This is a genomic window from Saltatorellus ferox, from assembly GCA_007751475.1.
Lineage (GTDB): Bacteria > Planctomycetota > UBA1135 > UBA1135.
Genome location: CP036434.1, coordinates 6,759,194 through 6,780,784, shown reverse-complemented (window position 1 = coordinate 6,780,784; position 21,591 = coordinate 6,759,194). Strand labels below are relative to the sequence as shown.

Annotated in this window: 11 protein-coding genes and 1 pseudogene; 8 read left to right on the top strand and 4 right to left on the bottom strand. The window is 65.4% G+C overall.

The window, feature by feature from the left end:
• The first annotated feature begins 62 nt into the window (after positions 1 to 62).
• Both Poly30_RS24565 and Poly30_RS24560 read left to right on the top strand, forming a co-directional pair.
• Positions 63 to 1,979, top strand: coding sequence for an alkaline phosphatase D family protein (locus tag Poly30_RS24565; RefSeq protein WP_145203874.1), 1,917 nt, complete (start codon positions 63 to 65; stop codon positions 1,977 to 1,979).
• A gap of 37 nt (positions 1,980 to 2,016) precedes the next feature.
• On the top strand, positions 2,017 to 2,562 hold the full coding sequence (locus Poly30_RS24560; RefSeq protein WP_145203871.1) for a pyridoxamine 5'-phosphate oxidase family protein: 546 nt from the start codon (positions 2,017 to 2,019) through the stop codon (positions 2,560 to 2,562).
• Between the two features lie 19 nt (positions 2,563 to 2,581).
• Here Poly30_RS24560 and Poly30_RS24555 read toward each other — a convergent pair whose 3' ends face one another.
• On the bottom strand, positions 2,582 to 2,770 hold the full coding sequence (locus Poly30_RS24555; RefSeq protein ID WP_145203868.1) for a hypothetical protein: 189 nt from the start codon (positions 2,768 to 2,770) through the stop codon (positions 2,582 to 2,584).
• A 77-nt stretch (positions 2,771 to 2,847) separates the two neighbouring features.
• Between Poly30_RS24555 and Poly30_RS24550 the strand changes: the two genes are divergently transcribed.
• Entirely contained in the window at positions 2,848 to 4,803 is a 1,956-nt protein-coding gene (locus tag Poly30_RS24550; protein ID WP_419190623.1) for a carboxypeptidase regulatory-like domain-containing protein, read from the top strand.
• Between the two features lie 363 nt (positions 4,804 to 5,166).
• Here the strand turns inward: Poly30_RS24550 and Poly30_RS24545 are convergent, their stop codons facing one another.
• A complete protein-coding gene (locus Poly30_RS24545; RefSeq protein WP_145203862.1) occupies positions 5,167 to 8,418 on the bottom strand; it encodes a hypothetical protein in 3,252 nt (1,083 codons plus the stop codon).
• Positions 8,419 to 8,696: 278 nt separating this feature from the next.
• Between Poly30_RS24545 and Poly30_RS24540 the strand changes: the two genes are divergently transcribed.
• From Poly30_RS24540 to Poly30_RS24525, 4 genes are all read left to right on the top strand, one after another.
• Entirely contained in the window at positions 8,697 to 9,908 is a 1,212-nt protein-coding gene (locus Poly30_RS24540) for a hypothetical protein (RefSeq protein ID WP_145203859.1), read from the top strand.
• Between the two features lie 208 nt (positions 9,909 to 10,116).
• On the top strand, positions 10,117 to 11,823 hold the full coding sequence (locus Poly30_RS24535; protein ID WP_145203855.1) for a hypothetical protein: 1,707 nt from the start codon (positions 10,117 to 10,119) through the stop codon (positions 11,821 to 11,823).
• 124 nt (positions 11,824 to 11,947) lie between these two features.
• A complete protein-coding gene (locus Poly30_RS24530; RefSeq protein ID WP_145203853.1) occupies positions 11,948 to 13,648 on the top strand; it encodes a hypothetical protein in 1,701 nt (566 codons plus the stop codon).
• Positions 13,649 to 14,607: 959 nt separating this feature from the next.
• Positions 14,608 to 16,323 (top strand): hypothetical protein, encoded by a 1,716-nt coding sequence (locus tag Poly30_RS24525; RefSeq protein ID WP_145203850.1) that lies wholly within the window; start codon positions 14,608 to 14,610, stop codon positions 16,321 to 16,323.
• A gap of 120 nt (positions 16,324 to 16,443) precedes the next feature.
• On the opposite strand, the pseudogene Poly30_RS24520 reads toward Poly30_RS24525, so the two are convergent.
• Positions 16,444 to 17,458 (bottom strand): annotated as a pseudogene (locus Poly30_RS24520) (transposase).
• Between the two features lie 272 nt (positions 17,459 to 17,730).
• Here Poly30_RS24520 and Poly30_RS24515 point away from each other — a divergent pair.
• On the top strand, positions 17,731 to 18,846 hold the full coding sequence (locus Poly30_RS24515; protein ID WP_419190622.1) for a LamG-like jellyroll fold domain-containing protein: 1,116 nt from the start codon (positions 17,731 to 17,733) through the stop codon (positions 18,844 to 18,846).
• Positions 18,847 to 18,942: 96 nt separating this feature from the next.
• On the opposite strand, the gene Poly30_RS24510 is transcribed toward Poly30_RS24515, so the two are convergent.
• The gene (locus tag Poly30_RS24510; RefSeq protein ID WP_145203844.1) at positions 18,943 to 21,501 is read right to left on the bottom strand and encodes an ATP-dependent Clp protease ATP-binding subunit; all 2,559 of its coding nucleotides are present in this window, start codon (positions 21,499 to 21,501) and stop codon (positions 18,943 to 18,945) included.
• Between the last annotated feature and the right edge of the window lie 90 nt (positions 21,502 to 21,591).

The window sequence follows — 21,591 nt, the reverse complement described above, 5'->3', positions numbered from 1 at the left end:
ATCGCGTTCGGTACCGCCACGACTGAGCTGACGTCGATGTCCTCGGGAGGTACGGTACGGGCATGTCGACCCACTTGCTCCTTCGCGCTGCCACCGTGGCGGCCCTTTTCTCGCCCTACTCGACAGGACTCGCCGCTGCGCTGCAGGAGGTGAAGCCGCTCGTGGCCGCCGAGGTCTTTGGCGAGCGCTTCCAACGGCTGGAGTCCATGGCCATGGGGGAGTGGTGGAACGTCAAGCCGAACCCTCGGCGCACGATGTCCCTGGACGTTCCGCGTGACGAAGTCGTCGCGTTCGCGCTCTACACGCACGACCGTGGCACGCTCAAGCTGACGGCCCAGCTCTTTCCTCTCTATCCTGACGAAGAGCGCGAGGTTCGTCTCGAGTTTCGCAGCGGCGCAGGCGAGTGGGAGCTCGCGGCCACCGAAAAGGTGATCGACCTCGGATGGAGCGCCCACTTCCGGCTCGACGGATGGGACAGCACGCGCGACGTCGAATACCGGGTTCGGCATGGAAACGAGGCCTCGTTCGAAGGGACGGTCCGGCGCGACCCGATCGACCAGGACGTCCTCGTCGTCGGCCATCTCTCCTGCAACAGCTCACGCACGCCGGGGCCGCGGCCCACGATGCTCGAGAACCTGAAGCGCGTCGATCCTGATCTTCTGTTCTTCGCCGGTGACCAGTCCTACCACCACACCGAGCACACCTACGGCTGGCTGGAGTTCGGCGTCCAGTTCCGTGAGATTCTGAAGGACCGACCGGTCATCACGATCCCGGACGATCACGACATCGGGCAGTCGAACCTCTGGGGCGAGAGCGGCAAGCAGGCCACCGACGAGCAGGGACCGAGCGGGGGCTACTTCTTTCCAGCCGCGTACGTGAACATGGTCGAGCGCTGCCAGACCTGGCACCTCCCCGACGCCTACGATCCAGCGCCGATCGAGCGCGGCATCGGCGTCTACTTCACGAACCTCAAGGTGGGCGGCGTCGACTTCGCGATCCTGGAGGACCGCAAGTTCAAGAGCGGACCCGAGGGGAAGATCCCGAAGATGGGGCCGCGGCCCGATCACATCAACGATCCGAAGTACGACCGCGCCTCGGTGGACCTGCCGGAGCTGGCGCTGCTCGGCGATCGCCAGATCCGGTTCCTGCACGAGTGGGGCCAGGACTGGAGTGGCGCCCACATGAAGTGCGTGCTTTCGCAGACGGCGTTCTGCGGCGCGGTGCACCTGCACGGCTCGCCCGAGAACCGCCTGCTCGCCGATCTCGATAGCAACGCCTGGCCCCAGGCCGGGCGGAATGCGGCGTTGAGGGAGATCCGTCGGGCCCGCGCGCCGCACCTCTGCGGCGATCAGCACCTCGCCGTCGTCGTCAAGCACGGCATCGACGCGTTCGGCGACGGCCCCTACGCCTTCACGAGCCCCGCAATCGTGAACACCATCTACGGCCGCTGGTGGTGGCCCCAGGACGAGCAGCCGGGACCGAACCCGGTGGAGGGCAGCCCTCTCCCGTGGACCGGCGACTACCTGGATGGGCTCGGCAACCGCATTTCCATGATGGCCTACGCGAATCCGTCGGATCGAACCGACGAGAAACAGCGCGCCGACGGCTTCGGCGTCGTTCGCTTCGACAAGAAGGCGCAGTCGGTGACGGTGGAATGCTGGCCGCGCTTCGCGGACATGAGCCAGGGCGACGCGGCCCAGTTCCCGGGCTGGCCCATCACCTTCGCGTGCGCCGACAACGACGGGCGCGAGCCGACCGGCTACCTGCCGGTGCCGGAGTTCGTGCGCCAGCGGTCGAGCGCCGTGGTCCAGGTGATCGAGGAAGAGAGGGGCGAGATTCTCTACACCGTGCGGATGCGCGGGGAAGGGGCCCACCTCCCGGTGTACGGAAAGGGCCCGTATACGATACGCGCTGGCGCGGATCGGCCCGATGAGATCGAGGTAGAGGGAGTCCAGGCGAAGCCGGTCGGCGACGACTGACGCCCCCGGCGGGTGAAGCGCTGCAGGCTTGGACGCCATGGGAAAAACCTATGAGTCCATCACCGAGGAGATGCGCGCCTTTATCGAGGCGCAGCCTCTGTTCTTCGTCGCCACGGCGCCCCGGGACGGCGGGCACGTGAACCTCTCTCCCAAGGGGCTGAATTCGCTCGTGATCCTCGGGCCTCGGCAAGTCGCTTACCTGGACCTGACGGGAAGCGGCGCCGAGACGATCGCCCACGTTCGAGAGAACGGGCGCATCACGCTGATGTTCTGCGCGTTCGAGGGATCGCCGAATATCGTGCGTCTCTATGGCCGGGGTGAGGTCGTGCTGACGGACGACGAGCGGTTCGCAGATCTTCAGGCGAAGCTGCCCGCGTTGGCCGGAGTTCGATCGATCCTGCTGATTCAGGTGGAGCGAACCTCGACCTCGTGCGGCTACGGGGTGCCCTTCATGGAGTACGTCAAGGACCGGACGACCCTGGTGGACTGGGCCGAGGCCAAGGGGGAGTCCGGGGTCAGGGAATACCGGAAAGAGAAGAACACCCTGTCGATCGACGGGCTACCGGCGATCGACAGGGGTTGATGTCGAGGGGCTACAGGTTCTACAGGTTGTTGTTCAGCAGGAAGTTCAGAACCGACTGCGGCCGGAACGGCGACTCCGACAGCCAGAAGTTCCGGTACGTGATCAGCGCGTGGCGGCCTTGGGTTCGGTTCAGTACCGCCAAAGACGTGTCGTCGTAGCTGGGTGCGTGCTGCGTACGAAGGGTCGTGCCCTGAAGTTGCGCGATCACCGGAGATCTTTGGCACCATGATCATGGGGTTGCCGTGCTCCGCCTGTCCCGTTCCCCAAGAACTCGCCATCCATCCCATGCGAAAGCTCGCCCTGTCCGTCGTCGTCGTTGCCTCTTCGGCCCTCATCCTGTGGACCGTCATTCGGTCAGGTGGGGAGGCGAGTTCAGGTGATGATCCGCTCTTCGCAAGGACGGCGGGGCCCGAGTCAGCGGCCGACGCATCGTCTTCGTCCGATGGGAAGCCGCTTCTCCCGGTGGAAGGGGCGACGGCGGATCGAGCTCCAGTGGCGCAGGCTGCGGAGTTGCCGCCGATGTCTGAACCCACTGCCCCAGTGCCCGAGGCCGTGGAAGAGAGTGGAGAGGCTGCGATCGAGGTGCTTGTGATGGACGCGGCGAGGAGCCCGATCGAAGGCGCCGCCGTCCAGGTTCAGGGCGCCACGCTCGATCTGCAGGCGATGATGGCCGGGAGAGCGTGGCTTCGCTCTGGCTCCAAGACCAACGCGGAGGGTCTGGTCAGCATCGTGCCGACCGTCGACGGGCTCGTGCGCCTGGTGGCCAAGGCGAACGGTTTCGCTACAGGGTCCAGCGAGCCCTTCGATGTCGCAGCCGCGGCTGGTGGGGAGCGCGTCGAGATCGTCCTGACGACCGGCGGCTCCGTAGTGGGGCGACTCCTGGATATCCACGGGGCGCCCGCAGCGGACGTCCGCATCTCGCTTCAGCTGACGCACTGGGCGGGCAGCAGGACACGCGGCAACGCCATGAGCATGGGGACCACGAAGACCCTGGGCGATGGCACGCTGCTGTTCGAGAATGTGACTCCGGGCGCCTACAACCTGTACGTGAATTCGGACGAAGAGCAGGTCGCCGTCATTCCCCGTGAAAGGGTCACCCTCGAAGTCCGTGAAGGTGAGCAGACCGTCGTTCAGTTCGCCGACCGACTGGATTCTTTCGTGCGCGTCACGGGTGTGGTGAGAAGGAATGCGGAGCCGCTGACACATGCCAGCATCAGCATTGGCCACGCCGATCGAAGCCGCGGCTACCTCGGCAAGAAGACGAAGACAGACAAGGACGGGCGCTTCGAGATCATCCTCGACGAGGCGGGTGCGTACCGTTTTCAAATCAGTGCCGGAGAAAGTTCCGTGTTCGAAGAAGTGGAGGTCCCCCAGGTCGAGAACCACGACGTCACGATCTCTTTCGAAACGGGGCGTCTCTCCGGCCGCTTGCTCGACGCTGACGGAGCCCCGGTGGAGGGTATGGAGATCATGGCCTTCGGCAGCTCTTCCGAAGGGAGGGCAGGTTCCACGATGCAGTCCGCGCAGTCAAAGGCCGGCGGCACCTTCGAGTTCCTCGGGCTCCCAGGTGGTACGTACAAGCTCAAGGCCAGGACCATCCCCATCGCGGCGGGAAGGTTCGAGCCGCTAGGTGCGCCGACGCACCCGCTCCTCGGCAGCGCCGAGGTGACCGGGTTGGAGCTGCACGGCGGCGATTCCCTGGACGACGTGGAGCTACAGCTGAGTGCTGCCGGAGCGGTCAGCGGCAGGATCTTGGACGCAGAAAGCCTTCCGGTGGGAGGCGCATTGATCGAGTTCCAGGGACCCACTCCGCTCGACAACAGCCTTTGGAAGGCGGACTCATCGGGCGTTTTTCTGGCCGGCGGTCTGAGGCCTGGAACGTACATGATCCGCGCGATGCAACAGGCGCAAGTCTCACCCTGGGTTTCGGTGAGCGCCACGGTGATGACGACCGCGCCAGCCGGCGACCTGGTGCTCCAGACCGGCACCTTCCTCGAGGTCGAGGCCGTGTCCACCACTGAGTCGATACCGGACCGCATTTACGTGAGCCTTCTCGACGTAGACCAACGCGCGCTGGCCCAGGAGATCCTCCAGAACAACAGAACGCATCTCGGCCCCATCCTCCCGGGCACCTACACCTTGAAAGCCAGGGGAGTGAGCGACGACAACTGGTCGACCAGCCAGGTCGTGGTCGTAGACGGTGAGCCGTCCCAGAAAGTACAGCTCGAACTGCCGGAGTGAGCCGACGCCGGCACGATCCAGATAGAGCTGGTCGGCGTGGCGGTACCGCTAGCAGCCTGTTGAAGAACAGCGATTCGCGGAGCAGCGCCGTCCGATCCCGACTCTGCGTTGAAGCAACTATCCAAATGGCATCCAACCATGGGGAAGTTACTTCGCCTTGATTCGGAATCGGACGCCACTACTCCACAAATTGCTGTTTCTCAACAGGCTGCTAGGGTCCCCTGGCGACGATGAGCGTGATCGGTAGGTGAAGCGCTATCGTTGCCGACGCCATGGGAAGGGCGTACGACTCCATCACCGATACTCGATCGATCCTGTCGATCGACGGGCGACCGGCGATCGACAGGGGGCGGTGTCAGAGACCTACAGGTTGTTGTTCAACAGGAAGTCCAGGACCGACTGCGGCCGGAACGGCGACTCCGACAACCAGAAGTTCCGGTACGTGATCAGCGCGTGCGGCATCGTCCCGGTGGACGGTGTCGTGCTCACGTAGTAGTTCAGGTAGAACTCCATGAAGCCGGAGTCGTCGAAGTTCGCGATCGTGTTGAACGGGATGCCGTCGTGGGCCACGTGGCACGTCCGGCAGGACTCGGCGATCACGTCGCAGTAGAACTTGTCGAACTCCAGGTTGGCCGGGTAGTGCCATCCGCTGGGGATCGACGCCGGGTCGACGCCGCCCACGATCGGGATGCAGTCGTCCTGGTCCACGTCCAGCGCTCCGCCCTGGTACCAGATGTCGATCACTTCCTTGATGGCCGCGCTGGAGACCAGCGAAGACCCTGAGCCGTAGACGATCTCGTTCTGCGTCTTGAACGCCGCCTTCTCGGCCGCGCTCGGGCCAGGAGCGCCGAACGGGAAATGGTAGGTCTCGTAGTCCAGCTCGCGGAAGTACGCGTTCAGCTGGCCGTCGCCGGGACCTGTGTACGGCGCGCTCGCCGAACCACCGTGGCAGTTGAGGCAGAGGTTCGGGACGAACTTCTGCCCGTAGCCATCGAGGTCAGCCGAGATCTGGAACTCCGTGCCGGGGAGCGTATCGGCCTCCGCGAAGACGAAGAACTTGGTCACCGAGGCGGCCTCGACCGCCGCGGGATCCGCCGGGTTCACCAGGGCACCCGACGCGTCCACGTAGTCACCGCTCGCGTTCTCCATCGGGCTGTACTCCATGCAGACCGTCGCGCCGCCGAAGAATTGAAGCGCCGCCAGGTCCGCGTTGCCGTGGTCCTGGTTGAAGTCCCCGTAGTTCTGGACCCAGGCGACCTTGGTGCCGTCGGCCCGGCTATAGAGGTGCATGTCGCGCCCCGAGCCGAGGTCGTTGTGGTTCTCGAAAGAGGTACGCGCGTACTGCTCACCGGCGCCCGGCGTCACCGTGCCGTCGATGCCGAATCCGTTCGTGGCCCACCAGTCCTCCAGCGTGCCACGGTTCCCCGCGACGTTCATGAGGTTGAAGTAGTCCGTCGCGTCGGCCGCGTTGCCCACGCCTTTGAAGTGCAGGAAGAAAGGGTTCGGCGCAGCCTGCCACTTGATCGTCACCGTGATGGGCGCGTCGGTGTAGGGGTACGCCGGGTAGACCGGCACGCTGCTCGGGCCGGCGAGCACGTCGGGGCTCGTTTGCTGAATATGGCCAGCGGCCGGGTTGGCGCTGTCGAATCGGTCGATCACCACGTCCGAGACCACGGTGCCGCCAGGGCCCGTGAGGACCTCCAGACGCACGAGCTGGGATGGCGGTACCAGCCAGATCACGCTGAGCGGCGAGTCCAGCGGCCCCTCCTTGACGTTGGTGTAATCGATCCCGTCGCCAGGCACATCGCTGACGCGCAGGTACATGCCGAGCAGGCTTGGATCGCAGAGCACGCGGATCGCAGAGTCCGCGCCCGTCACGTCGAGGTTGATCTCGGAGAAATGGGTGACGAAGCCCTCGTAGAGCGCCTGGTCGCGGTTGAGCGTCGCGCGCCCGGTCTCGCGCCAGAACCCGTCTTCCTCGATGTACGACCAGATCGGGATCTCCTGGGGCGCGCCCTCGGGGATCTCGTCGCCCGGCATCAGTCCCATGATCGGGATCGACACGAGCGCCTCGCCGCCGGGCCGTACCTGGTACTCCCTGCCCTGGCTGTCGGTGACCTCGATGGAGATCACGCCGTAGGAGATGAGGCCGGTGATGCCCTGCGGCGTCCGCGCGGCCCAGTTGGCCACCGCTTCGTTGTCGCCGAGATCGAGGGTTGCGAGCGAAACACGCAGCGGTCCCTGGGGCAGGTTTCCTGCGGGGTCGACCATGGTGTCGGCGGGCAGCACGACCGTGGCGCCGCGGCGCCCGGACTGCTGGAGTTCGACGCGGTCGTCGATGATCCGGCTTTCGAGGCGCGGTTCGATCCACTCGGCCTTGCGCGGGACCATGTTCCATACGCGCCCGACGCTGCCGCGGTCGCTCCGCATGCCCGCGAGAGCGTAGTCCGCGTGGTAGATGCTCATCAGGTAGTCGTCGGCCACGGGCACCTGAAGCGACCAGGAGCCGTTCGCCTCACTGAAGGTCTGCCGCCCGTTCACGTCGACGCGGCCACCCTGGATCGGGTCGCCGGTGGTCTTGTTGCGCAGCGTGCCCGAGAACAGCTCGATCGGCTTGTTGATGGTCACCGAGACCGAGCGCTTCCGGTAGCCGCCGCGACCGTCCATGACGACGGCGTAGAGCCTCGAGGTACCTGGCGTGTTCGGGATCGTCCAGGTGGTCTGGTTGCCGATCTGCGTGACGAGCGGCGCGGCCGAGGGCTGGCCAGCCTTCCAGAGGATGCTGACAGGGTCTCCGTTCGGGTCACTGACGTCGTCCTGGGTGACGAGGACGTCGCCGGTGGCGGCGCGACGCACTCCCGTGCCGAGCGCGTTCGCGAGGTGCAGGCTCGTGACCTCGGGCGGCGCGTTCGGCAGCATCAGATCACGTCGCAACATGCCGCCGAAGGGGATCCCGATGGCCACGGCGGCCGCGGTCCCTTCGATCGTGGCCTGGAGCCGCAGGCGCCTGACGCCCTTGGCGCGGTAGGCGATCGCGTAGGTGCCGTCCGCGTTGGCTCGAACGGGGCCGGAGACGAGCGCTCCACCAGCCGCCTCGACGCGAACGTCGGGCGTGCTCTCGATGCCGAAGTACTCGTCGACGAGGCCGGGAGTGGAGCCGTCGCTCAGGGTGATCGTTCCCACCGCAACGGAGTAGCCGGGCCTGCGGGTCAGCAGGATCAGCTTCGGGTTGACGGTGCCCTTGTCGATGACGATGTCGTCCGGGTAGACGCCTGCGGCCCAGCCGGCCGCGGCCGGCCAGCTCAGCTCGTACGTCCCGAGCGCCTTTGGGGTGAAGTAGTAGCGCCCGTAGACGTCGCTGACGACCTGGTCGACCAGTACGCCGGTCACCTTGTCCCGCAGCATCAGCGTGTGCCCGGGGAGCGGGATGTACTTCGGCGGCGGGCCGCCAGGATCGCTGACGCCGATGGTCCCGTGGACGCCGCCGATGTGCGATGGGAGGGCGATCTGGGGAGCGCTCGTGGCGGAGGCCGCCACGGCGAACGGGAGGAAGCCGATGCAGACCGCCTGCAGGAGGCGTCGCAGGGCGATGGAGGCGGACCGAAGACGGTTCATGTGGATGGGGGGCGCGTGAGAGTGGAAGCCGGAGGTCGTCGCGGCCGCGCGCGGGTGGCGTGGCCGACTTTCCTGCTACCAGGTGACTTCGTGGGCGCGGAGCGGACATCCATCGCTCCAGCGAGGGGCACTTTTTGGCCATGGGGCGCGGCGGTCACGCCAGCAAGGCGGCTTTTTCGGAAATGATGTCCGCCGCGCGATGGAGGGTGCATCTGGGGGCGGACGCGCGGCCGCTTCGGCCAGCTCCACTCCACCCCGCACCACCAGGAGCGATCCCCATGTCCCCGATTCATCGCACTCTCTCCCTCTCCACCCGTGCTCTCCTGATCGCCGCGAGCTCCGCGACCGCCTCCTTTGGACCCGCGCTTGCCCAAAGCGCCGACCTCCCCTGGAAGGCCAGCGTCTTCGCACCTGCCACGGGAAACACCCGTGTGACGGCGACCCCTGCCGGCACGCTCGTGCTCGAGAACCTCGGGTCCTCGGAGTGGAGCGGCGTCGACTTCCGCCTTCCGCCAGCAGCGGGCACCGGCGTGCCCGCGGAGGCGAAGCTGGAGTTCGGTCCCTGGAACGCGAGCGGCGCGCTCCCAGCACCCGGTACCGAACTGGTGATGACCTCACGCGGAGTCGTCGGAGGCGTTGCCGGGCAGACGATCGGGACGCTTCACGTTTCGAAGAACGCCGCCGGTCCCGCGCAATACGAGTGGGACTTCGCCTCGATCGGTGCGACCAGCTACACGATGGAGTTCTGGCTCGACGGGACGTTGCTGACCGTCGAGACGGGGATCCTCGGAGGCCTTGGCACGGGCGCCGGGCCACTGCTGACCCCCAACTGCGACGCGGACCCGCTCTGCTGCTGGTTGGGCGCCGTCGTCTACATCGGCGGCCACTGGTACAACACGTACCTCTGTCCTCTGCTGGTCGACGTCAACGGAAGCCAGTACAGCTGCAACCGCGTGGTGGTCACGCCAGAGAATCCGACCGTCGGCGTCGATGAGCTGACCGGCGGATCGCTCTTCGCGCGGAACCTGCCGATGCTGGAGCTGAGCGATCTGACGCTGAGCGGGTTCGACTCGGTCGGTAGCGGCTACTGCGTGGCCGCCGCGAACTCGACCGGTCAGCCGGGCGCGATGATGGCCATCGGATCGAGCGTGGTGAGCCGCCAGGACCTCGAGATCTGCGCACATCAGCTTCCCCTCAACGCGTTCGGCTACTTCGTGGTCTCGCCCCAGCAGGCCTACCTCGTCGGCGCGGGGGGTGGGCAGGGCAACCTCTGCGTCGGGGCCAGCACCGGGCGATTCCTGGCTCAGCTCGGCAGCACCGGGACCAGCGGCGCGCTCTGTATCCAGGTGGACCTGAATGCACTGCCCCAGCCCAACGGGGTGGTCGCGGCCCAGCCCGGCCAGACCTGGAACTTCCAGTGCTGGCACCGCGACGCGAACCCCGGCGCGACGTCGAACTTCACCCAGGGGTACTCGATCGCCTTCGAATGAGTGATGGATATCGCGCGCGTGTCTCAAATGGAGGTACGTTTCCTGTAAAGAATGCGCGCCGCCTCCGGAAGTTGCCTTCGTCGCCGGGATTTCAGTGGCCAGGGATCAAGGGGTAATGTTTCCTGGAAACGTGCCTGGACTGCCCACGCCTTCACTCGTTCGAAGTGCGGAGCTCCACGCCTCTCTCCTTCACGACCTCAAGAACACGATGACTCACAGCCAACTCCGTCGCTTCGCGGCCGCACTGACCGGCATGGCGGCGCTCGCCCCCTTCTCCTTCGGCCAGATCAAGCTCATCGAGGAAGGGGATCCCATCCCTGGAGTCCCCGGAGAGGTCTGCTCGCGCATCGACGACGTCGCGGTGAACAGCCTCGGCGACTGGTGCATCCGCGTCGACCATGCCGGCGACAGCAACTTCGACGAGTGCATCGTCACGAACGGAGCGCTCGTCTTCCAGCAAGGCACGACGACGGGACTCGCGGCCCTCGGCGGCTCGACGTTCAACTTCCTCGACTCGGCGAATCTGTGTGACAACGGGGACCACTACTACCTCTTCTCCGCCAGCCTGGTGGCAGGCGGCTCGGAGCAGGCGGTCTACCGGAACGGCGCGCTGTTCCTTCGCCAGAACGTTTCGAGCATCAACGCCGTGGGACTCCCCGCGGGTTCCCTCTGGGAGTCGATCACGGAGATCTGGCCCAACAACGCCAACCAGATCATGGTCGGCGGACGGTCGAACGGCTACGACGTCCTCGTGAAGATGACCCTCGACGCGTCGGGCGCCGTTCTCAGCGAAGAACTCATCGTGGCGGACGACGGTAGCACGCTTCCCGGTCACACGGTTCCGATTCAGGGTCTCTCGCTCTCGCGTTACCGCAACGCGCTGAACGACAACGGCACCACCATGTGGTTCGTCGACGACGACCACACGGTCGCCGGTGGCAGCACGGCCGACGACAGCTGGGTCTATCTCGACAACGCGCCCCTCTGGCGCGAGGGAGATCCGACGACGATTCCCGCGGGCAGCATCTACGGCACCCAGTCGTCGAGCGAGTTCAACATCAACAACCTCGGCGACTACGTCTACCAGGGCGCCCTCGACGCGTCGTTCACCCACGACGTCGTGGTGGTCAACGATTCGATCCTGATCGCGGAGGAAGGTACCCCGGTTCCGGCTTCGCTCGGCGCATGGACGCTCACCTCGATCGGTTCGACGTCCGGTGTGTTCCTCAGCGACGCTGGCAACGTGGTCTGGTACGGCGACTGGGACGATCCGGATACGGACATCGACACCGCGCTCTTCATCAACCAGGACGTGCTCTTCCAGGAAGGTGTCTCCACGACGATGAACGGCGACATCATCGACACGATCGCCGCGACCGATAAGGGATTCGCCGTCAGCGATAGCGGTCAGTACCTCATCGTCGAGTTCTTCTCGCTCACGGCAGCGGACCCGACCTTCAACGGCGTCTACCTCTACGACATCGACGCCACCATCGGCGATTCGTACTGCACCACCGTTCCGAACTCCACGGGTGTTTCGGGCAGCCTCATCGCTCTCGGCAGCTCCGTGGTCGCCGACAACGACGTGACGCTCGTCGCGTCGGATCTTCCGAACCTCGCGTTCGGCTTCTTCATCGTCAGCCAGACCCAGGGCTTCGCGATGAACCCCGGCGGCAGCTCAGGCAACATCTGCCTCGCGGGTGCGGTCGGTCGCGCCGTCGGTGGCTCGATCCTCAACACCGGCACGTCGGGCAGCATCACCGCTGTGGCCGACTTGACGGCGATCCCGCAGCCGATGGGCACCGTGGCCGTGGTCGCAGGCGAGACCTGGAACTTCCAGGCCTGGCACCGCGACGCGGTGGGCGGCATGACGACCTCGAACTTCACGAACGGTCTCTCGATCACGTTCAACTGATCACGCCCTGTTTCGGGTAGGGACCCCGCTGGCCAGGCATCGCTTGAAGGATCAAGCAGCGCCCGGTCAGCGGGGTCTTCTCATATCTCCTCACTCCGTTCATTCCCTTGGCTCCGTACGCTCCATGAACCCATCTCCCTTTCGGCGCTGTCCTATCGTCATCGCCAGTCTGGCGTCGCTCGTCACCACCTCGGACGCCCAGATCACGCTCGTCCAGGAAGGTGACATGGTGGGCTCGATCGGAGCCTGTACCCGCATCGACGACGTCTTCATCAACAACCAGGCGGACTGGCTCGTTCGACTCGATACGGACGCGCCTGGAGCCGAGGACGAGGTGGTGTTGATGAACGGTGCCGTCCTGTTCCAGCAGGGATCGCCCGTTGGGATTCCGTCACCGGCGGGAGCGACGTTCAGCTTCTTGGACACGGCTCACCTCGCGAACAGCGGCGACCTGATGGTTCTTTTCGACGCGACTCTTCCTGCGGGCGGGACGGCTTCGCTGCTCTACTGGAACGGCGCCTTGCTTCTCCAGGAAGGGGTGACTCCGATGACGGCGCCCGGGGTCGCACCGGGGTCGGTCTGGGACTCCATCGACGAGGCGTGGGCAAACGATAGCCAGCAGCTCTTGGTGGGCGGGAAGGTCGAAGGGTCGCGGGACTGTCTTGCGCTCCTGACCCTCGATGCAGCTGGCGCGATCGTCTCCGAAGAGCTCTTCGCCATCGATGGCGCGACCCTTCCGGGACACCCGACGCCCGTGATGGGCTTCTCGCTGGCGCGCGGGCGGCAGGCGCTGAACAACAGCGGCGTCGCGCTCTGGTTCGTCGACGACGATCACACCGTGGCTGGCGGAAGCACCGCGAACGACAGCTGGATGTACCGGGGAATGGCGCCCCTTTGGCGTGAGGGCGATCCGATGACCACGCCGTCCGGTAGCGTCTTCGGATCACTCAGTGGCTGCGAGGTCGACCTCAACGACCGCGGTGACCACGTGTTCCAGGGAGGGCGCGATTCTTCTTTCGTCCTCGACGTGCTCGTGGTCAACGACACCACGATCATCGCCCAGGAGGGCGCTCCTGCGCCGAACATCCCGGGCGGCTTCACGTTGACCGCCATCGGAACCTTGACGCCGGTCTTCCTGACGGAGCGAGCCGACGTGCTCTGGTACGGGGACTGGGACGACCCGGACACCAGCCAGGATACGGCGATCTTCTTCAACCAGACCCCCCTGATCCGGGAAGGCGTCTCCACGCTCTACGGGAACACGATCACGACCATCGGGTCCACGGACAAGACGTTCGCGCTGAGCGACAACGGTCGCTATCTGATCGCCGAGCTCATCTCGGACGCGCCCTCGGACCCCACGCTCAACGGCGCCTACGTCTTCGACCTGAGGCCCAACCTCGGGACGAGCTACTGCGGCCCAGCAGCCGTGAACTCGTCTGGTCTCGCTGGCACCATCCGCGCCGTCGGTAGCACCATCGTGGCGGACATGGACCTGACGCTTCGCTGCGAGGACCTTGCGCGGCTGGCGTTCTCGTTCGTGATCGTGAGCCGAACCCAGGGCTTCGCGATGAACCCGGGTGGTAGCGCGGGCAACCTCTGCCTCGCGGGCGCCGTCGGCCGGGCGGTCAGCGGGATTATCGCGAACACCGGCACGGCGGGCGAGCTGATCGTGCCGGTGAACTTGATGAGCCTCCCTCAGCCGCTCGGCGCGGTCTCTGTCGTGCCGGGCGATACCTGGAACTTCCAGGCGTGGTTCCGGGATTCCGTGGGTGGCACGGTGACGTCGAACTTCACGAACGGCGTCACCGTGACGTTCCAGTGATGTGGATGGACCTGTCAACCCCCCTGCGGCGAGGCTTCAGATGATCAAGTTTGATTGGCTGACGAGTTGATGGTTCCCCGAAGCGCCCCCGCGTCGTCGTCGCCCTACAGCGACGGCGCGGGGGCGCGCCTGTGGGCGGCCTCCTGTAAGTAGCACGGTGAAAGAAGAGTCTGGCAGCCGAGAATGCCAGGTGATCCTTGGTCGGACTGAGGTTCGCGGGTCGAAACCGCAGGTGCGTGCTGAGAGTGATTTGAAGGACGAGAGACGGTCGCGCGCGGCACCGAAACGCGCCAGCCGCAGGTGACTTGATGGCCACGTGTAACTCACACCGCGCTAAGCGGTGATGGTCTCCTCTTGACCAACGGTCCAGAGAGTGGTTCGGAACAGAAGTCCCTTTGATATGTATGAGCTCCATTCGAGCCCTGGCATGGCGCGTTGACGAACCTTGGGCGGAACGACTGCTACGCACTGCGGTTCGGACGCCTTGCTGCAGCGCGAATGTGACTCGAATAAATGGCGCGAACTTTCGGATCAAACCACTAGCGCAGGCGAGCTCGCGGGTCACGGCGATGAGGGCCTTCGGATGCGACCATTACCAGCCTTCGTGATGCTGCCGCGATTCCCCGCCTCTCCATTCAGATGGCCGCCGGCGATCAGCCCTGCTTCTTCCTGATCGGAACGCTCCTGCCGCCGGGGTCGACGCTTCACTCAACACGACCAGCGCGCTCCGATTTCAGTTCTGCCCGTTCTGAGGCTTGTCGAGCGTCCGATAGCTCAAATCGGGACAGCCCGAATCCGGCGTTGGCCGCCCGACTGCGGGCCGCCTGCTATTCTCCTGCCCGGCCGTCCCCCCCCCACCCCCTGGCGCCGTCGCCGAGCATCGGTGACGCTCAGGACCGTGCAGCGGTCCTCATCCGTGGCTGCCCCGTGATCGGAGGTGGCCCTCTTCTTTGCCTATCATGTTCACGCTTCTTCTGCTCGTTCCCGGACTCGTCTCCCCCTCGCCCTCAGCCCAACGCCTGGAGGTGATCTACACGGACGTCGACGCATCGCCGCTCTCCGCCGTGCCCGGGCTTCCCGGTGCAAAGTTCAGTTCGTTCGCGCGTCCGGCCCTCAGTCCGAACGGAGCCAACTGGGCCATCACCGCGGAGACGGACCTGCCCGCCACCCAGAGCCAGGTGCTGATCGTGAACGGCGCGGTCGTGCTGCGCGAGGGCGATTCCCCGGCGTACATCGATCCGTTGCATCGCGTGAATCCCATCGACCGCGGGATCAACATCAACGACGCCGGACAGTACGCCTTCACTCACTCCACGGACGAGGCAGCGAGCGAGAACGAGTACGTGGTGCGCGGGGAAGCCTCCGGCAGCTTCACCGTGATCAGTCGCGAGGGATTTCAGGTGACGGGTGCGCCTATGGGCTGGATCGCAGGGTTCATGAATACTTCGGTGATCACGGCCAGCGGCGACGTCTGGTACGAAACGGACGGCGTGATCGGCACCCCCAGCGGAAGCTTCGCCGACAACAACCTGGTGATGGCCGGGACGACGGTGTTTGCACAGAACGGCGTGTCGGTTCCCGCTAGCCAGATCTCGGGTCGGGCGGACGCCTGGGAGTCCTTCGACTTCGAAGACCTCCACGTGAGTGAGGAAGGATTGCGCTACATCGTCCAGGGCAGCCTCTCGACGGTACCTACCGAAGACGGCGTGGTCGTGGTGAACGGGAGCGTCGCGATCCAGGAGGGCTACCCGCTGCCCGGTGGTCCCGCGGACCTGGTAGACGACGGCGGAATCTTCGGGGTCTACATGCACCCGAAGGGGTCATGGATGGCCGACGGGCGCTTCCAGGGCAACAACCTGGACTGGGTCGTCCTCGACGGTTCCGTGGTTGCCCTCGAGGGTCAGCCGATCCACGAAGGCACGACGGAGTCCTACGGCTTCAGCTCCTTCTTCGCGAACGTGTGCGACGGGGCGGGTCGTTTCGTGATCGGCGGCATCACCGACGCCGCGGACACGTCTCGCAACGCCGTGGTCGTCTACAACGGCGAGCGCGTGCTCGTCCGCGAGGGAGATCCCGTTGACCTGGACGGCAACGGCCTCTACGACGACGACCTCTTCTTCCACGACTTCGGCTCGGACGACTTCCGCCTCACCGACGACGGTCGCCTCTACTTCGTCGCGACTCTCCGCACCAGCACCGGTTCAACGAGCGTGGGCAGCGTCTTCGTCGTCCTCGACATCCAGGGCGGCGTTGGCTCCTCGTTCTGTGCGGCCCGCCCCAACTCGACCCAAGGTGCCTCGTCCATCAGCGGAACCGGAAGCTCCATGGCGGCCAGCAACCAGCTGACCCTCGCCGTCGGCGGGCTTCCCGCCGGCGTCATGGGCTACTTCGTGACCTCGACCCAGGCGAATCTGGTTCAGATGCCGGGCGGAAGCGCCGGGGACCTCTGCATCGCGAGCTTCGATATGGGGCGCTACGCGCAGAGCGTGCAAACCTCAAGCTCATCCGGCACCGTGACTCAAGCGCTCGACCTCACCATGACCCCCAGCCCCTCAGGCGGGGTCGCGGTCCTCTCCGGTGAGACGCGCTACTGGCAGTTCTGGCACCGCGATGTGAATGGCGCGGGCGCGAGCGTATCGAACTTCTCGAACGCTCTTTGCGTGACGTTCGACTGAGCGATTCTTCGAGCTCGACGGAGCTTTGGATGCCATTTGGACAGTTACTTCAACGCAGAGTCGGGATCGGAGGGCGCTGATAGAGCAACACTTCTTCTGCAATTTCGTCCGCGAGGAAGATCAGGCTTGCTCCATGGTGAGGTATTGACGGCCGGCCTCCCAATCTTCGGAGACCTCCATCGCCAGGGCAGTGACGAGCCGCAACAGCGCGGCTTCGTACGGGAAGAGGCCAGCGACTCGCGTTCGCCTCTTGATTTCTTTGCTGAGCCTCTCGACCGCGTTCGACGTCCAGGGGCGTCGACGATGGCTGGCGGGAAATTGGAGGACAGCGAGTCCCTCGTGGATGTTCTCTTCGATCCACGCGGCGACCCTGGGCTCCGAGTCCTGGTACTTGACCACGATCGTCTTGATGATCTGCTCGGCTTCGGCCATCGTCGGCGCGTTGAAGATGGAGCGGAGGTCCTCCGCCACGTCCTTCTTCATGACGATCTTGGAGAGGTAGGGCTGCGCGTTGCGCTGCATGTGGCAATGGCATCGTTCGCTTCCCGTCCTCTCGTACCGCCATGGCGACGAGAACAGCCGCCGTGACCACGGAGCCGCCGATTCTTACCTTCTTGTAGCGTGTATCGAGCACGAGGTAGGGACAGGCGCCGATGGGACGACTCCTCCACGAGGAGATCTCTTCGTCGAGGAGCTGAGTCGCGCGTGAGACTTGAGGAGACGTGATCTTGAGCCCGCAGAGCTCCTCGGTGACCCTCTGAACACGGCGTGTCGAGACGCCGCCAACGTACATCTCTGCGATCGCGAGCTTGAGAGCCCTCTCGCCACGTTCTCCTCGCTCGAGGGCGTTCGGATAGAAGCGCTCTCCGCCCTCGGCGGCTTCCCGAACCTGCGGGATGCGCAGCTCGAGCTCGCCGACACGAGACGCGACGCGCTTGGGCTTGAACCCGTTCGCATACCCGCGCCTGGACTCTGCGCGTTCGTACGGCGCGGCGTTCAGGTAGTCGGAACGTTCGATCAGCATGGCCTCGTTGAGCAAGATCTGGATCGCCTCAGCGAGACGGTCGAAACCGTGCTCAGTCAGGAGTTCCAGGACGAGGGAGATCTTGTTAGCGTCGGCTTCGTGGTGAGGCATCGTTGGTCGAGTGGGGTTGTGGTTAACACCACGAAAGCCAACGATGGCCTCCCACGCAACCGGCACGTGACGAATGGGCCCCTCAGGGGTGAGGGCCGATCCCTCACGCGCCTTGCAGGTTCAGAGCGTCAGTCGAGCCGAAGCCGAAATTACACAACAAGTGACACACCCCCGGCGTCTGCCGCTCCTCAGGTCGCTCTCCTCCCCATCGACGCCAGAACATGAATCGCATCGTCCAGTTCACTATCTTCTCAGTCAGCGCTTCTGCGCTGATGCATGCCTCCTCCGCCCAGTTCACCCTCGTCTCTCACTACGAGATGAACGAGACCTCTGGAACGATCTGCGTGGACTCGTCTGGCAACGGCAACCACGGGTCCTACACCGGCGGCTACGTCCTTGGCCAGGCCGGAACGTCGATGACCTCCGGGACTGCCGTCGACTTCGACGGCCTCTCCGGCTTTGTGGACATCCCGGGTAGCCCATCCCTCGACGCCCTCAGGTCGAACCTGAGCATCGCCGCGTGGATCGAAGCGGACGTCGAGCAGCTTCAGCGCGTCTTCGCCAACCGGCGTCCTGCCGGCGGCGGAAGTGGAGGTTCATTCGCTTTCGGCACGACTCCTGCGGGCCTGCGGTTCACGACCATGGACATTCAGGACTACAACCAGAACGTCCCGGTGCCATGCTGCCAGCCGCACCACCTGGTCGTGTCCTTCGATGCGAGCTTCCTTGCGACGTTCTACCTGGATGGAGTCTTGGTCGGCACAGTCGGCGGCAATGCGCCCGCGAACGCGCCGAGCGGCGCGAACCAGTACCTGATCGCCGTGCTCGATCTTGGTGGTGGCACGGCCGAGTGGTTCGACGGACGAATCGACGACGTGCAGGTGTACTCCGGCGCCCTCGGCCAGAACGAGGTCTCGTTCCTCCACGCCAACCCGGGCTCTTCGCTCGTGGGTGGCGCGCTCGGAGCCAACTATTGTGGCCCCGCGCCCTTGAACTCCACGGGCGCGAGCGGCCGCATGTTGGCCGCGGGCAGCTCGATCACGACGAACAACAACGTGACACTCACGGCCCATGATCTGCCGCGCTTCTCCTTCGGCTTCTTCATCACGAGCCGTATGCAGGGCTTCGCGGCCGGGCCCGGAGGGAGCCAGGGCAACCTTTGCCTGGGCGGCGCGATCGGGCGCTACGTGGCATCGGGTCAGATCATGAACTCGGGCTCTAACGGCGCGATCGACCTGGGCATCAACCTCAGCCAGACGCCGCAGCCGAACGGGTTGGTACAGGTGCTGCCGGGCGAAACCTGGAACTTCCAGTGCTGGTTCCGCGACTCCGTCGGAGGGGCGGCGACCTCGAACTTCACCGACGGCCTCTCGATCGGGTTCCAATAGAGCGCACGTCGGCACGCGCCTCGGATCGAAAGCGGCCGCGACACCCACTGGGTGTCGCGGCCGCGCGGATTCGATCTCGAGCTGCTGCGCTTCAAATCATGAGTGCTGAAGCTCGGGCGGGTTCACCGGGTCCCGCGCCTCGACCATGAACAGGTCCTCGTGCACGTCGATGAAGGCGGTCTGCCCCGGTCGCAGCTGGTCCTTGAGGATCGCCTCTGCGAGCAGGTTTTGAACGTTCTTCTGCATCACGCGCTTGAGCGGTCTGGCTCCGAACTCCGGGTCGTAGCCCAGCTCGGCGATCCGCTCCGTGGCGGCGTCCGAGAGCACCAGCTCGATGTCCTTGTCTTCGAGCTGCTTGCTCAGTCGTTCGACCTGGACCTTGACGATCGCGCCGATCTGATCGCGCCCGAGCGGATGGAAGGTCAGAACCTCGTCGAGTCGGTTGATGAACTCCGGTCGGAAGAAGTCCTTCACCGCCTCTTCGTTGCGCAAGTTGCTCGTCATCAGGATCAGCGTCTGCGTGAAGTCCACGGTCCGGCCCTGGCCATCGGTCAGGCGACCGTCGTCGAGGAGCTGGAGCAAGATGTTGAAGACGTCGGGATGAGCCTTCTCGACTTCGTCCAGGAGGATGACGCTGTGCGGCTTGCGGCGAACCGCTTCCGTGAGCGCGCCGCCCTCGTCGTACCCGATGTAGCCGGGAGGCGCGCCGACCAGGCGCGACACCGCATGCTTCTCCATGTACTCGCTCATGTCGATGCGAATCATGTTGCGCTCGTCGTCGAAGAGAAACTCGGCGACGGCCTTCGCCGTTTCGGTCTTGCCGACGCCGGTGGGGCCGAGCATCAGGAACGCGCCCAGAGGCCGCGTTTCTTCCACGAGGCCTGCGCGCGCGCGACGGACCGCCTGGGAGATCGCTTCGAGCGCCTCTTCCTGACCGACGACGCGACGGCGCAGGCCCTCCTCCATCGTGAGGAGCTTGTGACGCTCGGTTTCGAGCAGCTTGTCCGCGGGAATCCCGGTCCAGCGCGCGACGACCTTGGCGATCATCTCCTCGTCGACGGCTTCGGGGAGAAGCGCGCCTGATTCCTGGACGCGCTCGAGCTCTTCCGACGCCTTCTCGATGTTGCGTTCGGTCTCGGGAAGCTCGCCGAAGCGAATCTGGCCAACGCGCTCGAAGTCGCCTTCGCGCTCCTTACGCTCCGCCTCGGCGCGCAGATCCTCGAGGAGGATCTTGCCGGCACGAATCGACTGGATGAGGTCTTTCTCGTTGGACCAGCGCGCGCGCAGGGCGCTCGTGCTCTCGTGGAGCTCGGCGAGTTCCTCACCGATCGCTTTGATGCGATTTGCGTTGCCCTTCGCGTCTTCGGCGGACAGGGCGCTCCTCTCGATCTCGAGCTGTCGCTGCTTTCGCTCGATCTCGTCGATCTCCGGGGGGAGCGAATCGATGGCGGTGCGGAGCTGCGCCGCGGCCTCATCGACGCAGTCGATCGCCTTGTCCGGCATGAAGCGGTCGGCGATGTGACGGTCCGAAAGCCTCGACGCGGCGATGAGCGCGCCGTCCGTGATGCGAACGCCGTGGTGGACTTCGTAGCGCTCCTTCAGACCCCGCAGGATCGCGATCGTGTCCTCGACGCTCGGCTCGTCGACCATAACGGGCATGAAGCGTCGCTCCAGCGCGGCGTCTTTCTCGATGTACTTGCGGTACTCGTCGAGCGTGGTGGCGCCGATGCAGTGAAGCTCGCCGCGCGCGAGCGCGGGCTTCAGCATGTTGGCCGCGTCGACCGCGCCTTCCGCGCCGCCTGCGCCCACGAGCGTGTGCAGTTCGTCGATGAACAGAACGACCTCGCCGTTCGCATTCGCGATCTCCTCGAGAACAGCCTTGAGCCGCTCCTCGAACTCGCCGCGGTACTTGGCGCCCGCCAGCAACGACGCGATGTCGAGCGACATCACGCGCTTGTTCTTGAGCCCTTCGGGAACGTCGCCGATCGCGATGCGGTTCGCGAGCCCTTCGGCGATGGCCGTCTTGCCAACGCCCGGTTCACCGATGAGCACGGGGTTGTTCTTGCGGCGGCGCGAGAGCACCTGGATCACGCGTCGAATCTCGGTGTCGCGTCCGATGACGGGATCGAGCTTTTGCGCCTTCGCGTCCTCGGTGAGGTCGCGTGCGTACTTGCCGAGGGCATCGAAGGTCGCCTCAGGGTTCTCGGAGGTAACGCGCTGGCCGCCGCTCACTTCCTCGAGTGCGGCCTGGATACGGTCGGGCCCGGCGTTGCGGGCCGAGAATAGCGCTGCGACCTCGGGCGATCCCTTCCGGGCGAGCGCGAGGAGCAGGTGCTCGGTCGAGACGAACTCGTCGCCGCGATCGCTCGCTGCTTTGGCTGCATCGGCCATGACCGCGGCGAAGGTGCGAGCCGTCGCCACCTGTCCGCCGCCGGTCGCGCGAGGGAGCTTCGCGATGAGCGCCTCCAGCTCAGGTCGAAGCGCTTTCGGATCCACACCGAGCTTGGAGAGCACGGCGGACATCACGCCTTCGGGCTCTGCGAGGAGCGTCAGGGCGAGGTGGGCGGGCACCAGCTCCGGGTGACCGGAAGACGCAGCCAGCTGGTGGGCGGCGTTGAGCGCCTCTTGGGAGCGGTGGGTGTATTGGGGTTGCATAGATCGAATCTCCTGTGGTGCCAGCGCCTGGCCGGGGCCACTCGTTCCATCAGGCAAGGGCCATGCCAGTCACTGGAAGCATGCGCCGGG

Bases quoted from the DNA above. Each gene is read 5' to 3' on its own strand.
- Poly30_RS24550 (WP_419190623.1), top strand. From the start codon at position 2,848: ATGCGAAAGCTCGCCCTGTCCGTCGTCGTCGTTGCCTCTTCGGCCCTC.
- Poly30_RS24540 (WP_145203859.1), top strand. From the start codon at position 8,697: ATGTCCCCGATTCATCGCACTCTCTCCCTCTCCACCCGTGCTCTCCTG.
- Poly30_RS24535 (WP_145203855.1), top strand. From the start codon at position 10,117: ATGACTCACAGCCAACTCCGTCGCTTCGCGGCCGCACTGACCGGCATG.
- Poly30_RS24565 (WP_145203874.1), top strand. From the start codon at position 63: ATGTCGACCCACTTGCTCCTTCGCGCTGCCACCGTGGCGGCCCTTTTC.
- Poly30_RS24510 (WP_145203844.1), bottom strand. From the start codon at position 21,501: ATGCAACCCCAATACACCCACCGCTCCCAAGAGGCGCTCAACGCCGCC.
- Poly30_RS24515 (WP_419190622.1), top strand. From the start codon at position 17,731: ATGCATGCCTCCTCCGCCCAGTTCACCCTCGTCTCTCACTACGAGATG.
- Poly30_RS24560 (WP_145203871.1), top strand. From the start codon at position 2,017: ATGGGAAAAACCTATGAGTCCATCACCGAGGAGATGCGCGCCTTTATC.
- Poly30_RS24525 (WP_145203850.1), top strand. From the start codon at position 14,608: ATGTTCACGCTTCTTCTGCTCGTTCCCGGACTCGTCTCCCCCTCGCCC.
- Poly30_RS24530 (WP_145203853.1), top strand. From the start codon at position 11,948: ATGAACCCATCTCCCTTTCGGCGCTGTCCTATCGTCATCGCCAGTCTG.
- Poly30_RS24545 (WP_145203862.1), bottom strand. From the start codon at position 8,418: ATGAACCGTCTTCGGTCCGCCTCCATCGCCCTGCGACGCCTCCTGCAG.